The 21,385-nt window shown below is 73.4% G+C and carries 16 protein-coding genes; 12 read left to right on the top strand and 4 right to left on the bottom strand.

Annotation, left to right across the window (positions count from 1 at the left end; all coding sequences use genetic code 11):
* Positions 1-20: 20 nt before the first annotated feature.
* Positions 21-200: a CsbD family protein gene (locus FHX71_RS12390; RefSeq protein WP_182616628.1), complete on the bottom strand. Its 180-nt coding sequence runs from the start codon at positions 198-200 to the stop codon at positions 21-23.
* Between the two features lie 171 nt (positions 201-371).
* Here FHX71_RS12390 and FHX71_RS12385 point away from each other — a divergent pair, with 171 nt between their 5' ends.
* Both FHX71_RS12385 and FHX71_RS12380 read left to right on the top strand, forming a co-directional pair.
* Complete coding sequence (locus tag FHX71_RS12385; RefSeq protein ID WP_182616626.1) at positions 372-809, top strand: DUF4383 domain-containing protein; 438 nt, start codon at positions 372-374, stop codon at positions 807-809.
* A 121-nt stretch (positions 810-930) separates the two neighbouring features.
* Positions 931-1,455, top strand: coding sequence for a DUF2127 domain-containing protein (locus tag FHX71_RS12380; protein WP_312877031.1), 525 nt, complete (start codon positions 931-933; stop codon positions 1,453-1,455).
* A 3-nt stretch (positions 1,456-1,458) separates the two neighbouring features.
* Here FHX71_RS12380 and FHX71_RS12375 read toward each other — a convergent pair whose 3' ends face one another.
* Positions 1,459-2,046 carry a TetR/AcrR family transcriptional regulator gene (locus FHX71_RS12375; RefSeq protein ID WP_182616624.1) on the bottom strand — a complete coding sequence of 196 codons (588 nt, stop codon included), beginning with the start codon at positions 2,044-2,046 and terminating at the stop codon, positions 1,459-1,461.
* A gap of 122 nt (positions 2,047-2,168) precedes the next feature.
* Between FHX71_RS12375 and FHX71_RS12370 the strand changes: the two genes are divergently transcribed.
* Genes FHX71_RS12370 through FHX71_RS12360 form a run of 3 tightly spaced genes read left to right on the top strand, consistent with a single transcriptional unit; the run spans position 2,169 to position 7,940 of the window.
* The gene (locus FHX71_RS12370) at positions 2,169-3,998 is read left to right on the top strand and encodes a flavin-containing monooxygenase (protein ID WP_182616622.1); all 1,830 of its coding nucleotides are present in this window, start codon (positions 2,169-2,171) and stop codon (positions 3,996-3,998) included.
* Positions 3,995-5,014, top strand: a complete 1,020-nt coding sequence (locus FHX71_RS12365; protein ID WP_182616619.1) for an SMP-30/gluconolactonase/LRE family protein — start codon at positions 3,995-3,997, stop codon at positions 5,012-5,014. The genes FHX71_RS12370 and FHX71_RS12365 overlap by 4 nt, the downstream gene beginning before the upstream one ends.
* Before the next feature lie 40 nt (positions 5,015-5,054).
* Positions 5,055-7,940 (top strand): cation-translocating P-type ATPase, encoded by a 2,886-nt coding sequence (locus tag FHX71_RS12360; protein WP_312877030.1) that lies wholly within the window; start codon positions 5,055-5,057, stop codon positions 7,938-7,940.
* Here FHX71_RS12360 and FHX71_RS12355 read toward each other — a convergent pair.
* Positions 7,930-8,586 carry a response regulator gene (locus FHX71_RS12355; protein ID WP_182616617.1) on the bottom strand — a complete coding sequence of 219 codons (657 nt, stop codon included), beginning with the start codon at positions 8,584-8,586 and terminating at the stop codon, positions 7,930-7,932. The genes FHX71_RS12360 and FHX71_RS12355 overlap by 11 nt on opposite strands.
* Positions 8,587-8,590: 4 nt before the next feature.
* Positions 8,591-10,060 carry a sensor histidine kinase gene (locus FHX71_RS12350; RefSeq protein WP_182616615.1) on the bottom strand — a complete coding sequence of 490 codons (1,470 nt, stop codon included), beginning with the start codon at positions 10,058-10,060 and terminating at the stop codon, positions 8,591-8,593.
* 113 nt (positions 10,061-10,173) lie between these two features.
* Between FHX71_RS12350 and pstC the strand changes: the two genes are divergently transcribed.
* The 7 genes from pstC to FHX71_RS12315 all read left to right on the top strand — a co-directional run bounded on the left by pstC (position 10,174) and on the right by FHX71_RS12315 (position 21,378).
* Complete coding sequence (pstC, locus tag FHX71_RS12345; RefSeq protein WP_182616613.1) at positions 10,174-11,310, top strand: phosphate ABC transporter permease subunit PstC; 1,137 nt, start codon at positions 10,174-10,176, stop codon at positions 11,308-11,310.
* A gap of 7 nt (positions 11,311-11,317) precedes the next feature.
* The gene (gene pstA, locus FHX71_RS12340) at positions 11,318-12,598 is read left to right on the top strand and encodes a phosphate ABC transporter permease PstA (RefSeq protein ID WP_182616611.1); all 1,281 of its coding nucleotides are present in this window, start codon (positions 11,318-11,320) and stop codon (positions 12,596-12,598) included.
* Positions 12,595-14,358, top strand: a complete 1,764-nt coding sequence (locus FHX71_RS12335; protein ID WP_182616609.1) for a phosphate ABC transporter substrate-binding protein PstS — start codon at positions 12,595-12,597, stop codon at positions 14,356-14,358. The genes pstA and FHX71_RS12335 overlap by 4 nt, the downstream gene beginning before the upstream one ends.
* A gap of 416 nt (positions 14,359-14,774) precedes the next feature.
* On the top strand, positions 14,775-17,465 hold the full coding sequence (locus tag FHX71_RS12330) for a hypothetical protein (RefSeq protein ID WP_182616607.1): 2,691 nt from the start codon (positions 14,775-14,777) through the stop codon (positions 17,463-17,465).
* Positions 17,466-17,629: 164 nt separating this feature from the next.
* Positions 17,630-18,832 carry a substrate-binding domain-containing protein gene (locus FHX71_RS12325; protein WP_182616604.1) on the top strand — a complete coding sequence of 401 codons (1,203 nt, stop codon included), beginning with the start codon at positions 17,630-17,632 and terminating at the stop codon, positions 18,830-18,832.
* Between the two features lie 157 nt (positions 18,833-18,989).
* Positions 18,990-20,360, top strand: coding sequence for an Ig-like domain-containing protein (locus FHX71_RS12320; protein ID WP_182616602.1), 1,371 nt, complete (start codon positions 18,990-18,992; stop codon positions 20,358-20,360).
* Positions 20,361-20,514: 154 nt separating this feature from the next.
* Positions 20,515-21,378: an Ig-like domain-containing protein gene (locus FHX71_RS12315; protein WP_182616600.1), complete on the top strand. Its 864-nt coding sequence runs from the start codon at positions 20,515-20,517 to the stop codon at positions 21,376-21,378.
* Positions 21,379-21,385 lie beyond the last annotated feature (7 nt).

Here is a 21,385-nt window from a genome sequence, read left to right as displayed (position 1 = left end):
CGCCGAGCCGCCGCCCCGGCTCAGTCGTTCTTCTTGAAGACGTCCTTGATGTTCTCGCCGGCCTTCTTCATCGAGGCCTTGGCCTGGTCGGACTTGCCCTCGGCCTCCAGCTCCTCGTTGTCGGTGGCGCGGCCCGCGGCCTCCTTGGCCTTGCCGGTCGCGTCCTCGGCGGCGTTCTTGAGCTTGTCGTCGAGCCCCATGACGTCTCTCCTTCGGTAGGTGACCCTGCGTCCTCACCTTCACCCCGGTGGCGCCGACTCGCCACGGGAGGCCGGACGGTGGTGCGCGAAAGTCGTCGTAAACCACCCCCATCCGGACTTGGTGCGGCTCCGAACTACCTGCGTGAACGCCGAGAAGAACGGAGAAACGCCATGACGCAGTCCACGCAGTCGACGCGCACCCGCGGGGTGTCCCAGTGGCTCGCACTCATCATCGGTGTGGTCTACCTGCTCGTCGGAGCCGTCGGGTTCCTCGTCACGGGGTTCAGCGGCTTCGCCGAGCACGACCACGACCAGACGCTGCTCGGGTTCGCGATCAACCCGCTGCACAACATCGTGCACATCCTGATCGGGATCCTCGGCATCGTCCTGTGGTCCACGATCGGCCACGCACGGACGTTCGGCTGGCTGCTGGTGGCCGGGTACGGCGCGACGTTCGTGTACGGCCTGATCGCGGTCAACAACCCGGACATCAACGTCCTGAACATCAACGCGGCCGACAACGTGCTGCACCTCCTGAGCGTCGGGGCCGGTCTGGCCATCGCGCTCTGGCCGCACCGGAAGCCCGCGGGTCACTCCGCGTCCTTCTAGATCCACGTCCTTCTGGACAGGTCCTTCCGGATACGTCCTTCTGGATGACGGCGCCCGCCCCGGGTACCAGAGTGGTGCACATGGAGTCACCACCGCGGTACCCGGGCGCGGGCGTCTGATCGTGCGGCGCCGTCTGCTGGTCGAGACCGCCTTCGTGCTGGGCGTGCTGGTCAAGGGCCTGGACGGCCTGGTCGAGCTGGTGGCCGGCATCGCGCTGCTCGTGCTGCACCAGCAGGGCATCCTCGCGCTGACCCGGTCCGTCGTCGCGGAGGAGCTGCGGGAGGACCCGCACGACCTCGTCGCCAACCTGCTGCTGCACCAGGCGGCCGCGCTGGACCACGGCGCCGCCGTCGCGGGCGGCCTCTTCCTGCTGCTGCACGGCGTGGTCAAGGTGGTGATCGTCGCCGCGCTCCTCGCGGGCTCGCGCCGGGTCTACCCGTGGGCCGTGGGTGCGCTGAGCGTGCTCCTGGTCGTGCAGCTCGTCCAGATGGTGCTCAGCCCCGGCATCGGCGTCGTGGCGCTGGTCGTCCTGGACGTCCTGATCCTCGCCCTGACCTGGCACGAGTGGCGCGTCGGCCGGTCCTTCCACGACGCGTGGCGCAGCGTGGTGCACGGCTGGTTCCCGCGCGCGTACCCGTCCGGGTGACGCTCACCCCGCCGACGGCGCCGTCGGCGGCTCGGTGGTGAACACACCCCGGTGCAGCAGGGCGCGTGTCGCGCCCACGCGGGACGGCGTGCCGCCGCCCGCGGTGGCCGCCGTGGCCGCCTGGACGGCCATCACCATCGGCAGGGTCAACAGCACGTCGTCGGTGGTGACGCCGGGGTGCACCCGGCCGCGTTCCCGGGCCCGGTCCAGCAGCGGGTCGAGCGCAGCCGCCGTCCGGGTGCCCAGGTCCGCCGTGCCGGGCATGCGGCCGTCCGCCACGACGCGCCCGAGCCACGGGGCCTCGAACTGCACGTCCAGCAGGTAGTGGAACAGCCGCTCGGCGCCGTCGTCGGCGTCGGCCAGGCCGGCGGCCCGGGCCTCGATGTCGGCGACGTTCTGCTCCAGCACGGCCGAGGCGAGCGCCTCCCGGTTGGCGAAGTGGCGGTGCAGCGTGGTGCGGCTGACGCCGGCCTCGCTCGCGATGTCCTCCAGCGGCACGTCGGGCCCGTGGGCGGCGAAGGCGCGGCGGGCCGCGGCCACGAGCAGGTCCCGGTTGCGCGCTGCGTCGCGTCGCGTGCGTTCTGCGGGCATGGGGCGAGGGTAGCGGCCCTCGTGCGGGGCGCCACACGGGCAGGGGTTGAAAACGTACATGGATGTACGTTTTCATGTCCTCGGCGGGGAACACCCGCCGAACCGCTGACGAGAGGTCTGCCTTGTCTCATCTGACCAGCACCGACACGCTCGACCCGGACGCCCTGCGCGAGAGATACCGCCGCGAGCGCGACCGCCGCGTCCGGCCGGACGGCACGGCGCAGTACCGGCGGGCCGCGGGGGAGTTCGGCTACTACGCGACGGACCCGTACACGGAGCGCGTCGAGCGGGAGCCGCTGACGGACCGGGTCGAGGTGCTCGTGGTGGGCGGCGGGTTCGGCGGCCTGCTCACCGGCGCCCGGCTGCGCGAGGCCGGCGTCGAGTCGGTGCGGATGATGGACGAGGCGGGCGACTTCGGCGGCACCTGGTACTGGAACCGGTACCCGGGCATCCACTGCGACATCGAGTCGTACGTCTACATGCCGCTGCTGGAGGAGACCGGCTACGTGCCGCGGTGGCGGTACGCGCCGGGCGAGGAGATCCGGCAGCACGCCGTCCGGATCGCGGAGCACTACGGGCTGTACCGGGACGCCGTCTTCCACACGCGGGTCACCGACCTGACCTGGGACGAGGCCGCCGACGAGTGGCGGGTGACCACGGACCGCGGCGACACGATGCGGGCCCGGTACGTCGTGGTGTCCTCGGGCACGCTCTCGCAGGCCAAGCTGCCCGGCATCCCCGGCATCGAGGACTTCCGCGGCCACACCTTCCACACCAGCCGCTGGGACTACGGGTACACGGGCGGCACGGCGGACGGCGGCCTGACGGGGCTCGCCGACAAGCGCGTGGCCGTCATCGGCACGGGGGCCACCGGGCTGCAGGCGATCCCGCACCTCGCCCGCGACGCCGCGCACCTGTACGTGCTGCAACGCACGCCGTCGTCGGTGGACGTGCGCGACAACCGGCCCACCGACCCGGAGTGGGCGGCGTCGCTGCGGCCCGGCTGGCAGCGCGAGCGGATGGAGAACTTCCTCGCGGTCCTGGCGGGGGAGGACGTCGCCGAGGACCTGACCCAGGACGGCTGGACCGGCACGGCGCGGCTCCAGCGCCAGATGATCACCGGCGCCGTGGACACGACGCTCGACCCGGCCGAGCGGGAGCGGCTCGACGAGCTCGCGGACTTCGTCAAGATGAACCAGATCCGGGCGCGGGTCGACGAGGTGGTCGACGACCCCGCCACGGCCGAGGCGCTCAAGCCCTGGTACCGGTACATGTGCAAGCGGCCGGGCTTCAGCGACCAGTACCTGCAGTCTTTCAACCTGCCGAACGTGACGCTCGTGGACACCGCCGACCACGGCGGCGTGACCCGGATGACGGAGCACGGCGTGGTGGTGGGCGACGACGAGTACGAGGTGGACTGCGTCGTCCTCGCCACGGGCTTCGAGGTCGGGGTCTCGGGCGTGGTGTCCGGCACGCTGCCCGTCCAGGGCCGGGGTGGCACCTCGCTGCTCGGGGCGTGGGCGCGCGGCCCGCGCACGCTGCACGGCTTCTACACCCACGGGTTCCCGAACCTGTTCCACCTGGGCGGCATGCAGAACGCCAACTCGGTGAACTTCGTGCACATCCTGCAGGAGCAGGCGGGGCACATCGCCGCCGTCGTCGAGCGGGCCGGGAAGGCGGGAGCGCGGTACGTCGAGCCGACGGAGGAGGCGCAGGACGCCTGGGCGGCGACCATCGCGACGGTGGGCGAGGGGCAGGACAGCTCGGCGTTCCTCGCGGAGTGCACGCCCGGGTACTACAACGGCGAGGGCACGCGGAAGGGCGGCGCGCCGACGTCGTACAGCCCCGGGCCGGTCGCCTTCCACCGCCTGCTCGCGCAGTGGCGCGAGGGCGACATGAGCGAGGTGCTGGTGCTGCCGGAGGCGGCGCCGGCGGGGGAGGCCGGGCGATGAGCCGCCGGTCCGTGGCCCTGGCGGCCGGGGCGCTCGTGCTCGCGCTCGCGCCGGCCGGGTGCGCGGCCGGCCCGGCGGCGTCGAACGATATGCCCGCCGGCACCGCGCAGCGGGTCACCGCCGAGCGCGTCCTGAAGGTCACCTCCGTGCACGAGGAGACGGGGATGACCCTGCTGGAGGGCCCCGTGTTCCTGGACGACGGCCGGCTCCACCTGGTCGACGTCACCGCGCCCACCGGAGAGCCCAAGGTCCTGGCCGTCGACGTCGGCACGCGCGAGGTCGACGCCGTCTACACGGACGAGGTGGGCGCCTACACGTCCGCCCAGGTCAGCCCCTACGACGGCCGCCTGTACCTCACCGACTACGCCGGCGGCCGCATCGTCTCCATCACCCCGGACGGCACCGACCCGCGCGTTGTCGCCGACGGACAGGTCAAGGGCCGGGCCATGCACCTGGACGACCTGACGTTCGACGACGACGGCCACCTCTACGTGACGGACTCGTCGCCCGTCGCCTACCCCGCGGGCACGGCGGACGGCCGGGTGCTGCGGTTCGACCGCCACACCGGCCGGCCCACCGTGCTGGCCGCGAACCTGCCCAACCCGAACGGCATCTCGTTCGACCTCGACGGCGGCGCGCTCTGGGTCAGCCTGCTCGACGCCAACCGGATCGACCGGCTCGTGCTCGACGAGACGGGCACGGCGGTGACGGCGGGGCACACGGCGATCCAGGTCGACGGCGGCCTCGCGCAGACCGACTCGAACGCCGTCGACGCCGCGGGCAACCTCTACCAGGGGATGCACGGCATACCGGAGATCCGCGTCTACGGCCCCGACGGCACGCACCTGACCACCGTCTCCGTGCCCGACGGGCACCAGGGCCTGCTGTCCGCGACCAACGTCGCGATCCGGCCGGGCACCACCGACGCCTACGTCACCGTCAGCGGTCCGGCGGGCGGGTTCGTCTACCGGTTCGACGCCCTGGCCGAGGGCGTGCGCCAGTCGAACGGCGGGTGACGGGGCGCGCGTCCCGGACACCTTCGGTGGATGATCGACTGTGGCCTCACCGCAGCCGGGCATCCCGTCGTCGTACGTCCCGCTGCCCGCACCGGACCCGTCGGTGCGGGCGGCGGACGACGTCGCCCGCGACCTCGGCGTCGACCCCGCCACCGGGCTGACCGCCGCCGAGGCCGCGCGGCGCCTGGCCGCCGACGGACCCAACGAGCTGCGCTCGCGGCCGCCCGTGCCGCTGTGGCGCAAGGTGCTGGACCAGTTCCAGGACCCGCTCGTCGCGCTGCTGCTGGTGGCGGTCGCCATCTCGCTCGCCGTGTGGTGGGTCGAGGACGCGCACGGCGTGCCCGTGGACGCCGTCGTCATCGCCGCGATCGTGGTCCTCAACGCGGTGCTCGGCCTCGTCCAGGAGAGCAAGGCCGAGAGCGCCGTCGCGGCACTGCGCTCCATGACCGAGGCGATGTCCACCGTGCTGCGCGACGGGCGCCGCGTCACGGTGCGCTCGGCCGAGCTCGTGCGCGGCGACGTGCTCGTGCTGGCCGAGGGGGACGCCGTCGGCGCCGACGCCCGCCTGCTGAGCGCGACCACCCTGCGCGTGCAGGAGTCCTCGCTCACGGGCGAGAGCGAGGCGGTGCTCAAGGACGCCGCCGTGCTCGCGGCCCCCGCGCCGCTCGGCGACCGGTTCGACATGGTGTTCAAGGGCACCGCCGTGGCGCAGGGCGTGGGGCGCGCCGTCGTCGTCGCGACCGGGATGGACACCCAGATGGGCGCCATCGCGCGGCTGCTCGACTCCACGGAGGAGGAGGTCACGCCGCTGCAGCGCGAGATCGCGCACGTCAGCCGCGTGCTCGGGCTGACGGTGATCGGCATCGCCGTGGTCGTGATGGTGCTGGCCGCCGTCGTCAACGAGGTGAGCACCCCGGCCGACCTCGTCACCGTGCTGCTGCTCGGCGTCTCCCTCGCCGTCGCCGCCGTCCCCGAGGGGCTGCCCGCCATCCTGTCGGTGGTCCTCGCCGTCGGCGTGCAGGCCATGGCCCGCCGCAACGCCGTCGTCAAGAAGTTGCACTCCGCCGAGACGCTGGGCTCCGCGTCCGTCATCGCGTCGGACAAGACCGGCACCCTGACCAAGAACGAGATGACCGTCCAGCGGGTCGTCACGGCGTCGGGCGAGGTCACGCTGACCGGCGTGGGGTACCGGCCGGAGGGGGAGGCGTTGCTTGGTGGGGCCGGTGGTGGCGGGGCTGGTGGCGGGGCGCCCCTGGACGACGAGCGGCTGGCCCGGGAGGCGAGCATGGTGCTCGGCGGCGGGTCGCTGGCCAACGACGCCCAGCTCACGCGGGCGGACGGCGGGTCGCCCGACGGGAACGCCGACGGCGGCTGGACCGTCCAGGGCGACCCCACCGAGGCCGCCTTCCTCGTCGCCGCGCACAAGCTCGCCGGCACCGTGGACCGCGTCTCCGGGTTCGAGCGCCGCGGCGAGGTGCCCTTCACCTCCGAGCGCAAGCTCATGTCCGCGCTCGTCGACCCGCCCGGCGAGGGCGCCTGGGCCCTGGTCACCAAGGGCGCCCCCGACGTGCTCCTGCCGCGCTGCACCGACCTCCAGGTCGGCGACGACGTCGTCCCGCTCGACGACGACCGACGGGCGGCGGCGCTCGCCGACGTCGAGCGGCTGTCCCGGCAGGCGTACCGCACGCTCGGCGTGGCGTACCGGCGGGTCCCGGAGGACCTGGGCACCGAGGCCCTGGAGGAGCACGAGTCCGACCTGGTCTACCTGGGCGTGGTCGGCATCATCGACCCGCCCCGGCCCGAGGTCGCCGACGCCGTGGCCGAGGCCCACCGGGCCGGCATCCGCATCATGATGATCACCGGCGACCACCCGATCACGGCCACCCGGATCGCGAGCGACCTGGGCATCGTGGAGCCGGGCGCCCGGGCCGTCACCGGGACGGAGCTGGACCGCCTGGACGCCGCCCGGCTGCGCGAGACCACCCGCACCGTCTCGGTCTACGCGCGCGTCGCGCCGCAGAACAAGCTGCAGATCGTCGACGCGCTCCAGGCCGACGGGCACGTGGTGGCGATGACCGGCGACGGCGTGAACGACGCGCCCGCGCTGAAGACCGCCGACATCGGCGTCGCGATGGGCGTCACGGGGACCGAGGTGACCAAGGAGTCGGCCAAGATGATCCTCGGCGACGACAACTTCGCCACGATCGTCGCGGCGGTCCGCCAGGGCCGGATCATCTTCGACAACATCAAGAAGTTCCTGCGCTACCTGCTCTCCTCGAACATGGGCGAGGTGTGCACGGTGCTGTTCGGCGTCGTGTTCGCCGGGGTCCTGGGCCTGGAGGGCGCGTCCGGCGGGGAGGCCGTCGTCGTCCCGCTGCTGGCCACGCAGATCCTGTGGATCAACCTGGTCACCGACTCCGGGCCGGCCCTGGCGATGGGCGTGGACCCGGAGACCGACGACGTCATGGCCCGGCCCCCGCGCGGCCCGCACGAGCGGATCATCGACGCGCGGATGTGGCGCGGGGTGCTGAGCATCGGCCTGGTCATGGGCGTGGCGACCCTGCTGACCATCGACATCTTCCTGCCGGGCGGCCTGGTCGAGGGCGGCGACGACCTGACCGTGGCCCGCACCGCCGGGTTCACCACGCTCGTGCTGGCCCAGCTCTTCAACGTGCTCAACTCCCGCTCCGAGACCACGAGCGCGTTCCACCGCATGTTCGTGAACCGGTGGCTCTGGGGCGCGATCGTGCTCGGCGTGCTGCTCCAGGTGGCCGTCGTGCAGGTGCCGTTCCTCCAGGTGGCCTTCGGCACCGCGAGCCTCGACCTGGCGCACTGGGCCGTGGCGGTCGGGATGGCGTCGTCGGTGCTGTGGTTCGACGAGCTGCGCAAGCTGGTGTGGCGGGTGCGGCACCCCGTCAGGGGTTGAGCCCGTGCTGGTACGCCCAGATCGCGAGCTGGGTGCGGTCGCGGGTGCCGGTCTTGTCGAGCATGTTGCCGATGTGCCACTTCACGGTGTTCTCGCCGAGGTTGAGGCGGGCCGCGATGAGCTTGTTGCTCAGCCCCTCGGCCAGGGCGGCGACCACCTCCAGCTCCCGGTCGGTGAGCAGCCCGGCGATGCTGTCCGCCGGGGCGGCGCCCGCCGGGCCGCTGCTGCGGGCGTACTCGGCGATCAGCCGCTCGCGCACCGCGGGCGACTGGAGCGCGCTGGCGTTGACCGCGGCGCGGACGGCCGCCGGGATGTCGCCGGGGTTCTTCTTCAGCAGGTAGCCGACGGCGCCGCGCTCGAACGCCCCGTAGATGTACTCGTCCAGGTGGAACGTGGTGAACACCAGGACGGGGACGGGCCGCTCGACGCCGGGACCGCTCAACGCGGCGATGGCGTCCAGCCCGCCGCCGCCCGGCATGCGCAGGTCCATGAGCACGACGTCGGGCCGCAGCGCGCGGGCCAGGCGGACGGCGTCGACGCCGTTGCTCGCCTCGCCGGCCACGCGGATGTCGGGCGTGGTGTCGAGCAGGAGCCGCAGCGACCGGCGGACGCTCCCGGCGTCGTCGACCACCAGCGTCGTGATCACGGGGTCACCCCTCCGTAGCGTGCCTGCCGTCGGTGGTGCCGGTCCGGTGCGGGGGATGGGGCAGGAGAGCCTGCACGGCCCATCCTCCGCCGTGCCGAGGGCCGGTGCGCAGGCTGCCGCCCACGGCGGCGAGCCGGTCACGCATGCCCTCGATCCCGTAACCGAGGCTCAGGCTATGCGGTCCGACCACGGCGCCACCACGGTTCGGCGGCCCCGGCTCGGGTGAACTCTCGTTCTCGACGCGCAGCAGCAGGCTCCTGCCGTCGTCCTCCAGGACGACGGTCACGCCGGTGCCGGCGGCGTGCTTGCGCGCGTTGCTCAGCGCCTCCTGCACCACCCGGTAGGCGGTGTGGCTGCGCAGGGGGCCGAGGCGCTGGTCGATCTCGGCGAGGCCGGGGTCGTGCCGCAGGGTCACGGGCACCTCGGCGACCCGCTGGTGCCCGGCGGCCAACTCGGCGATCTGCGCCACGGTGTGCTGGCCCGCCGCCGGGCCGGGCTGATGGGTCTCCGCCAGGGTGCGGTCGTCGTGCCGCATGCGGGAGACCATCCGCTCGAACCCCTGGTAGAGGTGTTCCCCCTCGTCCCGGATCTGCGCGATCAGCCGCGGGTCGGGCGTGCCGCCCGCCGCCGCGCCGGCCTCGGCCGCGGTGCTCAGCGTGAGGATCGCGGCCAGGTGGGCCGACGACGTGTCGTGCAGCTCCTGCGCCAGCGTGCGCCGCGTGGCGGTGACGGCGTCGGCGGTGCGGTGCGCCTCCCGGCCGGCGATCTCGTGCGCCAGCGCGGCGATGCGTTCGGCGCGGTCGCGCAGCTGCGCGTACCAGGCCCCCAGCAGGGCGGGCACCGCGACGACGCCGACGGCCTCCAGCACGAGGGCCACCACCATGGCCGGGTCCCGCCAGCCCGGCGCGCCGGGCGTCGGGTGCAGCGCCTCGTCCGCCAGCAGCACCCCGGCCGTCGCGACGACGAACAGCACGACGGCGGCACCGCGCCACCGGCCGGGCCGTCCCGCGGCGTAGCAGAACACGGCGAGCAGCACGCCCGGCTGCAGCAGGAGCGGGTCCGCGCCGCCGATCAGCAGCGCGCCGAACCAGAGCACCAGGGAGGCGCACAGCGTGCCGAACGCCTGCCGCTGGACCCAGTGCAGCCACAGCGCCTGGAAGGAGACCAGTAGCACGACGGCGGCCACGCGCCAGTCCTCGGTCTGCGCCGTGTGCACGGCGCCGGTCCCGTCGAGCAGCGCGAGCGCGCCGAGGTAGGCGGCGATGTTGGCGACGAAGGCGACGAGGACGACGTCGCGCCCCACCCAGCGGGTCAGGCGGAGCGTGAGGGCCCCTCCTTTCGGGTGGTCCTTGGCGCCCCGCCGGCCGCGCCGGGCGGCGCGCGCGGCCCGCCGCACCTCGGCCGGGGACGCCGCGAACCGCGGGTTGTCGCCGATGCCGTCCGCCGGCTCCGCCGTCGTCCACCTCGCGTCCATCTCGACCTCGCCGTCCGTCAACCTGTTCGCCGCGTCCGCGTTGTTTGCCCGCCGGACGGGCGCCTGACGATGATGCCACCGTCCGTGCCGGGAGCCCGACAGGAGACCTCACGATGAGCCCCGACCCCGGCGAACCGGTGCCCGAGCACCGCGAACGCCCCCGACCTGAGAGCGACCAGGCCGCCCCGCGGGACGCCGCGGTCGCCGAGCTGGAGCGGCAGCGCACCGAGCTGCGCGAGCTCGGCCTGGAGACGTCGCCCGCCCCGCGCGACGCGCTCGTGGACCCGACCCGCCCGCTGGTCAGCCGGCGCGGCTGGCAGGACCTCACGTTCCGCGCGGCGGCCCACTCCGGCGGCACGCTGGTGCTCCTGATCATGACGCTCGTCGGCGTGTTCCTGCTGTGGCGGGGCGCCCAGGCGATCGACGTCGCCGGCTGGGACTTCGTCACCGAGCAGGACTGGGAGCCGAACTCGGGTCGGTTCGGCATCGCGGCCGTGCTGTTCGGGACCGTCGTCATCGGCCTGACCGCCATCAGCGTGGCCGTGCCGCTCGCGCTCGTCACCGCCACGTACATCACCGAGTACGCGCCCGCGGGGATCAAGCGGTTCCTGATCGGCGTGATCGACCTGATGGCGGCGATCCCGAGCGTCGTCTACGGCCTGTGGGGCGCCTACTGGCTGGAGGGCAACCTGCTGCCCGTCGCCGAGTGGGTCTCCACGTACTTCGGCTGGATTCCGGTCTTCGCGGTGTCCCAGTTCGACCCCGACGACCCGCTCGCCACGCCGACGGTGTTCACGGCGTCGGCGATCCTTGCGGGCCTGATCGTCTCGATGATGGTCGCGCCGATCTCGGCGGCGATCATGCGCGAGGTGTTCGACCAGGCGCCCGTGGGGGAACGCGAGGGGGCGCTCGCGCTGGGCGCCAGCAAGTGGGGCGTGATCCGCAACGTCGTCTACCCGTTCGGGACCGGCGGGATCATCGGCGGCACCATGCTCGGCCTGGGCCGGGCGCTGGGGGAGACCATCGCCGTCTACCTGGTGATCAGCCCGCTGTTCGTCATCAACTGGCAGGTGCTGAGCACGGGGACCAACTCGATCAGCTCGCTGATCGCGCTCAAGCACGGCGAGGCCAACGACTTCGAGGTCTCCGCCCTGATGGCCGCGGGACTGGTCCTGTTCCTGATCACGATGCTGATCAACTTCGCCGCCGGATTCATCATCCAGCGTTCCCGCTCGGGCGCTGCGAGCTGAGGACACCATGACTGTCACCGACACCGCCCACGGCGCCCGCCGCGCCGACCGGCCCGGCCGGTTCACCCGGACCCACCTGCCCGGCCGCGACGGCCGCATCACGCCCGCGGGCCCCGAGGTACGCCGCGAGCTGTCCGGCCTGCGCCGCGAGGACGTGCTGCGGGTGGTCGGCGCGGCCGCGGCCGGCATCGCGGCGACGGCGTGGCTGTTCACCCAGGTGCTGCCGTTCCGGGGCGCCCTGCCGTTCGTGCTGATCGCCTACCTGCTGTTCCTCGGCTTCTTCGTGGTGCTGATCGGCTTCGACGACGACCGCATCACCATCAAGGACCGCGTGGCGGGCGTGATCGTCCACTCGGGCGCCGTCGTGCTGCTGCTCGCGCTGGTGGTGGTCGTGGTCTTCGCCCTGTCGGAGGGCCGGCCGGCGTTCACGCAGGTCAACTTCTGGACGCAGGACCTGTCGATGGCCGGACCCCTGGACCCGCTGACCGTCGGCGGCATGGCGCACGCCGCCGTCGGCACCCTGGTCATGATCTCGTTCGCCCTGCTCATCTCGATCCCGCTGGGCCTGCTGACCGCCGTGTGCCTGGCGGAGTTCCCCAGCCCGTTCACGCGCATCGTGCGCACCGTGACCGAGGCGATGACCGCCCTGCCGTCCATCCTGTGCGGGCTGTTCATCCTCGCCACGTACATCCTGATCCTCGGCGCGCCCAAGTCCGGCTTCGCGGCGTCGCTGGCGATCACGATCATGATCCTGCCGATCATCATCCGGTCGGCCGACGTCGTGCTCCGCCTCGTCCCGGCGACGCTCAAGGAGGCGTCGTTCGCGATGGGCGCCAGCCACTGGAGCACCATCTGGAACGTGGTGCTGCCCACCAGCAAGTCGGGCCTCATGACGGCGATCGTGCTGGGCACCGCGCGCGGCATCGGGGAGACCAGCCCCATCCTGCTCGTCGCCGGGTACACGACCTACTACAACTGGAACCCGTTCGACGGGCCGATGGTCTCGCTGCCGCTGGCCACCTTCACGCTCGTCAAGAGCCCCGAGCCCTCGCAGATCGCCCGCGGGTTCGGCGCGGCGGCGGTGCTCATGGTGCTCGTGTTCGTGCTCTTCCTGCTCGCGCGCCTGATCGGGGGCAAGGGCGCGGGCGTCCTGAGCCCGGCCGGCGCCCGCCGGGCACAGCGTGCCTCGGCCCGGGTCGCTGCCCGGTTCCGGGACGCCGCACCACCACCGTCCGGCGGCTCGCCGGACGACGCCGCAGGGACCGACGAGAAGAAGGCAGAGCGATGACCGCCACCTCCGCGCGCGGCGGGCTGCGCGTCCGCGCCCTGATCGCCGGGCTCGGCGTGCTGCTCGTGGTCGCGGGCGCCGTCGTGCCCGCGCAGGCCGCCCAGCGGGACCTGCCCCGGGACGTGGCCCCCGCCGCCGTCGGCAAGGTGCACGCGCCGATCAACGGCGCGGGCTCCACCTGGTCGGCCAACGCGCTGCAGCAGTGGATCCGCAACGTCTGGTCCAACTACCAGTGGAAGATCACCTACTCCGAGTCGGGCTCCACCCAGGGCCGCAACAGCTTCGCGAACGGGACGGCGGACTTCGGCGTCAGCGAGATCCCGTACGCGATCGCCAACTCCAACGAGGGCGACGCGCGCCCGGCCCGCGCGTTCGCCTACATGCCGATCGTCGCGGGCGGCACGGCGTTCATGTACAACCTGCAGGTCGGCGGCAAGCGCGTCACGAACCTGCGGCTCTCGGGCGCCACGATCGCGGCGATCTTCACCGGGACCGTCACCCGCTGGGACGACCCGAAGATCAAGAAGGACAACCCGCAGCTCGCCCTGCCGGGCATCCCGATCGTGCCGGTCGTGCGCTCCGACGGCTCGGGCGCCACCGCCCAGTTCTCCATCTGGATGCGCCAGGAGCAGAGCCGGGCCTGGGACGCGTACTGCGGCAAGGTGAACCGCCCGCTGATCAACGGGCACTGCGGCGTGACGTCGAACTACCCGGTGGCGCCGGGCTCGGGCTTCGTGTCGCGCGCCGGGTCGAACGGCGTCGCCGGGTACGTGGCGCAGTCGCACGCGGTGGGGGCGATCACGTTCGTGGAGTACTCCTACGCGCTCAACGCCGGCTTCCCGGTGGCCAAGATGCTGAACCGGGCGGGCTACTACACGGAGCCGACGGCGGCGAACGTCGCCGTGGCGCTCCTCAAGGCGCGGATCAACGAGGACCGGAGCTCGCCGGACTACCTCACGCAGAACCTGCGGGACGTCTACTCGTTCTCCGACCGGCGCGTGTACCCGCTGTCCAGCTACTCGTACATCATCCTGCCCACGTCGCAGGACGCCGGGTTCTCCCTGGACAAGGGCCTGACCCTCGCCGACTTCGGCGCGTACTTCCTGTGCGAGGGGCAGCAGCAGGCCGACACGCTGGGCTACTCGCCGCTCCCGATCAACCTGGTCAAGGCCGGGCAGACGCAGATCCAGAAGATCCCCGGCGGCGACCCCGTGATCAAGGGGATCAACGACTGCAACAACCCGACGTTCTCGCCCGACGGCACCAACCGGCTGGCCGAGGAGGCGCCCTACCCGCCCGCCTGCGACAAGCAGGGCCCGACGCAGTGCAGCACGGGAACGGGCGGGTCCAAGGACACGCCGACCGCGCCGTCGGGCGGTGGCGGGGACGGCGAGGACGACGGCGGCGGCCCGGGCGGGCCCGGCGCCGGGGGAGCGGGCGGCGGCGGTCAGGGGGACGCGGGCCCGGGGGACGACGGCGGGTCCGGCGGGCCGGACGACGACGGCGGCCCGGGCGGCGCGACGGAGGGCCCCGCGACGGACGGCGGCGGCGACGCCGAGGTGGTGGCCGACGGCGCGGAGCCCGTGCTGGTGGCGGCGACGCCGCAGTCGCTCCCCGTGGCCGACGGCGGGCTCTGGCCGCGGCTCGTGATGGTCGCCCTGGGCGCCGTGATGGTCCTCGTCGCGGTGCTGCCGCCGCTCGTCGGCCGGCGTGCCCGCAGGGGCCTCCCTGTTCCCGCTCCTGGGGGTGCCGGGTCGTGATCCCGGACGCCTTTTCCCCGCGCATTTGCGGGGCCCGCTGCGGCTGTTCAGGGAATGGTGCGATAAATGCATCCGGCTGTTTCGTGGAAAAGGGTGAAAGTAATTCCTCCCGACGGGTGCCGGGTTGCTCGGCGCGCCGTCGGGACCCCCCTGCGAACGGAGGGGCCCGGCCCCCTCCTTTCGGGTGGTGTGCAGGGCGGATGCTCCGGGGGCCCGGCGTGTCGCCGCGGCCCGGGTCCGCGGGAAAAGACCAGTTGCCGCACCGGTCCCGGTGCCCCTGAAACGTGTCGTTCATCTTCCGTCCGCCGCGGTGTCGGCCTTTCTCCACGGGCCGTCCACCGTTTCGCCGGTTGCCTTTCCCGCGGCGTCCCCGCAATGATTCCGGCGTCAGGGCACGAGTCGAACGGAGAACCTCGATGAAGCTCCGCAGCCGCACGATCAGCGCACTCGGCGCGGTCGTCGCGCTGGCCTCGGCCGGCGGGCTCGTGGCGCTGTACGCGCCGTCGGGCGCCCGCGCGGCGGGCGAGGGGACCGACTCGGCCGTGACGGTGCGGTGGGCCGGCGGCAACGGTGACCTGCAGCGGTTCCAGCCCGACCGCTCGGGCCTGGCCGACGACGCCGACGGGTCCGGGCACTGGGCGGACTTCAAGAACCTCGAGGTCACGGTGTCGCAGACCGAGCACCTGACCGACCAGGCCGTGACGGTCACCGCGTCCGGGATGAGCCCCACCGTGCTGCGCGGGCAGCCGAACGGGGCCAACAACTTCCTGCAGGTGATGCAGTGCTGGGGCGCGGACCCGAACGCCGCGGACTTCGCGGAGACGTGCCAGTGGGGCGGCTACTCCGCCAACGACGTCGGCGGGAGCACGTCCAAGGCGTCCGAGCTGCTCGGGCAGGTCACGAGCTGGACGGCGGGCCGGGACGGCACGGTGTTCCGCAGCGTCGGCGGCGACGTCAGCGCCCCGGTGGTGCCGCCGGACGGCGCGGGCGCGAACGCGGGGGTCGGCGCCTTCTACGTGGCGTCGACGTCGAACGAGCTGCCGATCGTGCCCGTCGCGGCGGACGGGACCGCGAAGGCCAGCTTCGTCGTGCAGACCAGCGCCGCGCAGCCCTACCTCGGGTGCGGCGACCCGGAGGCGGCCGGCGAGCGCTGCTGGCTCGTGGTGGTGCCGCGCGGCACGCACTCGGGCTCGCTCGCCGACGGCACGCCCTGCATGGACGTGCTCTCGCCGGGCGCGTTCGGCGAGGTCTCGTTCGAGCAGAAGGGTTCGCCGGTCGCCGCGCGCTGCACCTTCTGGGCCAACCGGGTGGTCGTGCCCCTGGACTTCGACAACCCGTACCAGTCCTGCCCGCCCGGCTCCGCCGAGCGGCGCGTCGTGGGCAGCGAGCTGTTCGCCGAGGCGTCGTCGTCGTGGCAGCCGGCGCTGTGCGCGGGGGACGACGGCGCGACGTTCAGCCTGACCACGAACTCCGGTGACCTGGCGCGCTCCCAGCTCCTCACGGGTCAGGCCGACCTGGCCGCCGTGTCGGAGCCGCTGACCCCGGACACGATCGGCCCCGCCGACCCGGAGCTGCTGGACGACGCGGACCTGCGGTACGCGCCCCTGGCCAACACGTCGGTCGCGATCGGGTTCGTCGCGGACGGCCCCCGGAACATCGCGGAGAACTCCGCCGGACCGGTGTACACCGACGTCCGGCTGACGCCGCGCCTGGTCGCGAAGCTGCTCACCCAGTCGTTCCGCTATGACGTGCCGCAGGTCGCGGGTGCGTGGGGGTCGTCGATCGTCGGCGAGTCGTACGAGTTCCTCGGCAGCGACACGATCGCCGACGACGAGGAGTGGCAGGCGCTCGGCAACCCCGAGCTCCACCCCGTCAGCGGCCGCGCCGTCTGGCTGGTGGTCGGGCCGCAGGGCGACGACGCCATCCGGCTGCTGTGGGAGTACGTGCTGGCCGACGCCGACGCCGTCGAGTTCCTGCGCGGGACCCCGGACCCCTGGGACAACACCGTGAACCGCTACTACCTGCCGCCGGACCACCCCGACGCGGCCGGCGGCGGCACCGACCTGCTGGGCGCGCCGCTGGACACGTTCCCCAAGGCGGACCGCTCGGTGGCGCCGAGCAAGAGCGTGGCGGACGCCGAGAACCGCGGCCTCCAGCTCGACTCGACGGCCTACTCCCCGTACTCGGGCTCCTTCGACACGAACGCCGCGCGGGTGCTCCGGTCGGACCGCCGGCTGACCTTCTCCTGGGACCCCAACGTGTTCGTCGGGGTGGGCACCACCGGTGTCTGGTCGGTCGGCGCGCCGGACCTGGCCGGGAGCACGCTGGGCCGCCTGGCGCTGGGCCCGGTGACGGCCCCCGCCGCGGAGCTGTACGGCCTGAACACCGCCCGGCTGGCGCTGCCGCTTCCCGAGGTCACCGACGCCGGCAGCGTGGAGTCCGCCCGCGAGTTCGTCGCCTACGACGACACGACGGTCGCGGCGGCGGTCAAGGCCCAGCGGGTCGACCGGCGCACGGGCGTCGCGGTGAACGACCCCGGCGCGCTGCCGGCCGGCGCGTACCCGCTGTCCACCACGCTGTACGGCGTCGTGAACCTGGGGTCGGAGACCCTCACCGCCGACGCGCGGACCGACTACGCCGGACTGCTCGACCACGCCGCGGGCGACGGGAACGTGCACACCGGCGCGCGGGGCGGGCTGCCCGAGGGCTACGTGCCGCTCACCGCGGACCAGGTCGACCGCGCGCACGCGCTCGCCGACCTGCTGCGCAACCCGCCGGAGGAGGACGACGCGCCCCCGGGCGGCGACGACCCGGCCGGCGGGCCCGGCGGCCCGGACGACGACGGCGGGACCGGCGACCCGGACGACACCGGCGCCACCGTGCCGGTCCCCGTCGACGGCGACGACCCCGCGGACGGCGGACCGTCGTCCGACCCCGGAGCGAGCGCCGGGCCGGGCGACGGCTCCACGACCCGGAACGAGGCCGCCGCGACCGAGGACACGGCGCCGCTGTCGGCGTCGGTGGCGCTGGGCGGCACCCTCGTGGCGGGGCTGGCCGGCATGGTCGGCGCGCCGTTCCTCATGCGCCGCCGCGAGCTGACGGGCTGATCCCCGGACCGCTCGACGGCGAGCACAACTCCACACAGGTTTCCGTGCGGGCACCACCCCCGCCCGCACGTGGAAGGCCCCCCACCCGGGGCGCGAAAACCAGGGTGAGGGGCCGTGTCCGCAAGGACACACGGTCGCACGCGACCTTTGGGGGGAGACCCTAGATGGAAAGGCATGCCATGTCCATGCACCACCTGCGAGGGGCCCGTGCGCTGCTCGCCGGCGCGGCGACCGCTGCGCTTCTCCTGGGCGGGGCGCTCGGCGCCTCGGCTGACCCGATCAACCCCGCCACCGGCCAGATCGACCGGGCGCGTCCGGTCGACGGTGTCGGTTCCGACACGACCCAGGACCTGAACAACGGCCTCGCGGCCGTGGTCACCAACGGTGGCCAGCTCGTTCTCGGCTCGTGGGACGCGACGGGTTCCGCGACGATCCAGACCCGCACCGGTGGGGCGACCTTCGTCCGGCCGAACGGTTCCGGCAACGGCGTCAACGCGCTCAAGGCGGCCAAGACGAGCGGTCAGTGGCAGGGTGTCACGCTGAGCCCGAGCGACATCACGTTCGCCCGTTCCTCCAGCGCCCCCTCGACGCCCGCGGCCAACGGGGCCTACTCGTACATCCCGCTCGCCGTGGACGCCGTCACCTACGCCTCGGCCACCGCCGGTGTGCCCGACGGCCTGACCAAGGCCGACCTGACGGCGATCTACAGCGCGTCGAACGGCCAGAACGTGGCGCTCAGCAACGGCCAGACCTACACGATCGGCCTGCAGAGCAACACGAACGCGGACATCGTGCCGTTCCTCCCGCAGACCGGCTCGGGCACGCGCTCGTTCTTCATCGGTCAGCTCGGTCTCAGCGAGACCACGCTCGGCTCGGCCGTGGCGTGGACCTACACCGGCGGCTCCGTCCAGGAGCACGACGGCGCCGCTCTCGCGGCCGTGCCCGGCTCCATCGTGCCGTTCTCGATCGCGCAGCACGTGGCGCAGGGCAACGCCGACGCCCTGACGACCCTCTACGGCGTGGACGTGCAGGACCGCCGCCACGGTGCGGTGCTGCACGCCGTCACCAGCGGCGGCTCCGCCGTCGAGCCGGTCAACACGGACGGGACGCTGAACACCGCGTTCCCGATCGCCCGCCCGGTGTTCACCGTGGTGCAGTTCGCCGAGATCTCCACGAACGCGAACCTCGCGTCCGCGTTCGTCGGTGCCGGCGGCGCCGTCTACTCGGCGGTCTCCGACGAGGACAGCTTCACGATCGAGGACTTCGGCTTCGGTTCGCTCATCAACCGCGAGACCGGCGTCAACGGCGTCCCGATCAACGGCGTGACGTACCGCGCCGGCGACACCACGTCCCTCCGCAGCAACTGACGGAACTCGTCAGCTCCGGCTGACCGGGTCTGCCCGCCGTCGTGCGGACGGACCCGACCGTTCCACGCGTCGCCCCGACGAGCCGGCCTCGTCGGGGCGACGCCCCGGTCGCCGTGCGCACCGGACCAGCCAGCCCGACTGACGACAAGGAATGACGATGCGAGAGAACACGGCCCGCCGCGCGGGCACAGCCCTGGCCACCGCCGTCGCGGTGGTCCTGTCCGGCCTGACGGCCACGACCGCCGAGGCACTGGCCCCGGGCCTGGACCCGGCCGACCGCCTCGGGTCCATCACCTTCGACGTGAGCCAGGGCGAGATCACCTGGCTGGGCGGCCCGCAGCGCCTGACCACCGAGAGCGGCTGCCCTGCGGGGTTCCGTGGATCGTCGCGCGTGCTGTTCGTCTGGTCGGACGGCACCTGGACGACTACGAACGCGTCGCAGTCCCCGGCGTACGCCTACATCGAGGCGGTCGCCGGGAGCGGCCTCGACGGCGCACCGATCGATCGCCGGAACGCGGCACCGAACGAGGCCGAGGGCCGGTTCGCGTCCCGGTGGAACGGGGCCGGCTTCGTCGGCAACAACTTCGACCGGCGCAGCGGCGTCGCGTCGTACGTGATCACCTGCTACCCGGGACAGGCTCCTGACGGCAGCCTCCCGCCCGCCGCCGAGGGCGTCGGCGACGCGAAGTACTTCTCCACCGACGTGCGGATCATCTGGGACGACCAGACCAACGTCGGTACCTGGGAAGTCGTCCCCGACGGCCCCGTCGAGAAGGTGGACACCACCACGACGCTGACCCCGACCGCCGGTAACGACGGCTCGGTGCGGCTCACCGCCGCCGTCGCCCCCGGTGCCGCGACCGGCGAGGTGACCTTCACGGACGTGGGCACGGGCGCGACCGTGGGCACGGACACGCTGGAGGACGGCACGGCGTGGGTGAACGTCTCCGACCTGGAGGCCGACACCAGGTACACGTTCCGCGCGCAGTACGCGGGCGACGCCCTGCACGACGCCTCGACGTCGAACGACGCCGTGGTGACGACGGTCGGCGAGCCCGTCCCGCCGCAGGACACGGAGGTCACGGTGACCATCCCGGCGTCGGCTCAGGGGCTGCGGTTCACGGTCACGCCGGGCGGTGTCGCCCTGGCCGACGCCGCGCTGGAGGGCGAGGAGTTCGTCGCCACCGGCACGCTGTCCGAGGTGCGGGTCACCGACACCCGGTCCGAGCGCGAGCAGTGGACGCTCAACGGCCGCACGTCCGACTTCGACGGCCCCGGCGACGCCATCATCGCCGGGTCGGCGCTCGGCTGGGAGCCGGAGCTGGTCGGGACCGGCAACGCGGGCACGGCGGGCGCCGACGTCGCGCCGGGCACGGGCGGCGGGCTCTCGTCCGACAAGCCGCTCGCCCAGGCGCCCGCGGGCGTGGCGCAGACCGAGACGCGCGTCGGCGCGGGGGTCACGCTCCGGGCACCTGCCAGCACGCCCGCCGGTAACTACGCCGCGACCCTCACGCTGACCCTCATCTGACCGGGCCGCGGGCCCAAGGATTCCCGTGCGGGTACCGTCCCCGCCCGCACGAGGATGCCCCTCACCCGGGGTGCGACCCGGGTGAGGGGCGGTGCCCGTCAGGGCACAGGTCGCTGTGACCTTTGGGGTGAATTCTACGACAAAGGCAGGATTCATGTCTCGCTCCACCGTCAGCCGCGTGGCCGCGGGCCTCGCGGCCGCGCTGACCCTCGTCCTCGGGGCCGCCGTGGCCGCCCCCGCCGCACAGGCCGTGCACCCGGTGCTCGACCCCGACAACCGCCTGGGTGGTATCACCCTCGACACGACCGCCGGCGAGATCTCCGCCGCCGGCGGCCCCCAGTCCCTCGCGACCGAGGCGGGGTGCCCCGAGGGGTACCGCGGCTCGTCCCGCGTGCTCTTCGTCTGGCCGGACGGCACCTGGCCGACGGCCGTGTCCGGCACCAACACCGGCCTGCCCGCCCTGGTCAAGCTGGCCGACTCCACGATCGAGGGCTCCGGCCTCGACGGGGCCCCGATCCTGCGGACCGGCACCTCGGCGTCCCGCTGGGCGGCCTTCGGCTTCCCCGCCGCCCAGTTCGACGGGCACAGCGGCGTCGCCACCTACGTCATCACCTGCGACCCGGGCGACGTGCCGGGCGACACGTTCCCGCCCGCCGGTGACGGCGTGGGGGCCTCGCGGTACTTCTCGGTCGACGTCCGCCTGGCCTGGAACGACGCGACCAACACGGGCACCTGGGAGCACGTGAAGGAGGCCACGACCACCACCCTGGCGGCCAAGGTCCGCGGCACCTCGGCCACGCTGACCGCCGAGGTCGGCCCGGCCTCGGCCACGGGCGCCGTCAAGTTCACCGACGTCGCCACGGGCAAGGTCGTCGGCACCGGCACGGTGTCCGACGGCGTCGCGTCCGTCCGGGTGACCGGCCTCAAGCCGTGGAAGTCGTACACCTTCCGCGCGCAGTACACGGGCGACGCCCAGCACGCGGCCTCCACGTCGAACAAGGTCCGCGTGAGCTGCTGACGGTCTC

Origin of the sequence: Promicromonospora sukumoe, assembly GCF_014137995.1 — a bacterium.
In the GTDB taxonomy this organism is placed as follows: domain Bacteria; phylum Actinomycetota; class Actinomycetes; order Actinomycetales; family Cellulomonadaceae; genus Promicromonospora; species Promicromonospora sukumoe.
The sequence above is the reverse complement of the archived record's forward strand: the minus strand, read 5'-3'. Positions and strand labels throughout refer to the sequence as shown.

What these genes read in the sequence shown, in the direction of transcription:
- FHX71_RS12390 (WP_182616628.1), bottom strand. Translation starts at nt 200, where the DNA reads ATGGGGCTCGACGACAAGCTCAAGAACGCCGCCGAGGACGCGACCGGC.
- FHX71_RS12385 (WP_182616626.1), top strand. Translation starts at nt 372, where the DNA reads ATGACGCAGTCCACGCAGTCGACGCGCACCCGCGGGGTGTCCCAGTGG.
- FHX71_RS12375 (WP_182616624.1), bottom strand. Translation starts at nt 2,046, where the DNA reads ATGCCCGCAGAACGCACGCGACGCGACGCAGCGCGCAACCGGGACCTG.
- FHX71_RS12365 (WP_182616619.1), top strand. Translation starts at nt 3,995, where the DNA reads ATGAGCCGCCGGTCCGTGGCCCTGGCGGCCGGGGCGCTCGTGCTCGCG.
- FHX71_RS12350 (WP_182616615.1), bottom strand. Translation starts at nt 10,060, where the DNA reads ATGGACGCGAGGTGGACGACGGCGGAGCCGGCGGACGGCATCGGCGAC.
- pstC (WP_182616613.1), top strand. Translation starts at nt 10,174, where the DNA reads ATGAGCCCCGACCCCGGCGAACCGGTGCCCGAGCACCGCGAACGCCCC.
- pstA (WP_182616611.1), top strand. Translation starts at nt 11,318, where the DNA reads ATGACTGTCACCGACACCGCCCACGGCGCCCGCCGCGCCGACCGGCCC.
- FHX71_RS12335 (WP_182616609.1), top strand. Translation starts at nt 12,595, where the DNA reads ATGACCGCCACCTCCGCGCGCGGCGGGCTGCGCGTCCGCGCCCTGATC.
- FHX71_RS12330 (WP_182616607.1), top strand. Translation starts at nt 14,775, where the DNA reads ATGAAGCTCCGCAGCCGCACGATCAGCGCACTCGGCGCGGTCGTCGCG.
- FHX71_RS12325 (WP_182616604.1), top strand. Translation starts at nt 17,630, where the DNA reads ATGGAAAGGCATGCCATGTCCATGCACCACCTGCGAGGGGCCCGTGCG.
- FHX71_RS12320 (WP_182616602.1), top strand. Translation starts at nt 18,990, where the DNA reads ATGCGAGAGAACACGGCCCGCCGCGCGGGCACAGCCCTGGCCACCGCC.
- FHX71_RS12315 (WP_182616600.1), top strand. Translation starts at nt 20,515, where the DNA reads ATGTCTCGCTCCACCGTCAGCCGCGTGGCCGCGGGCCTCGCGGCCGCG.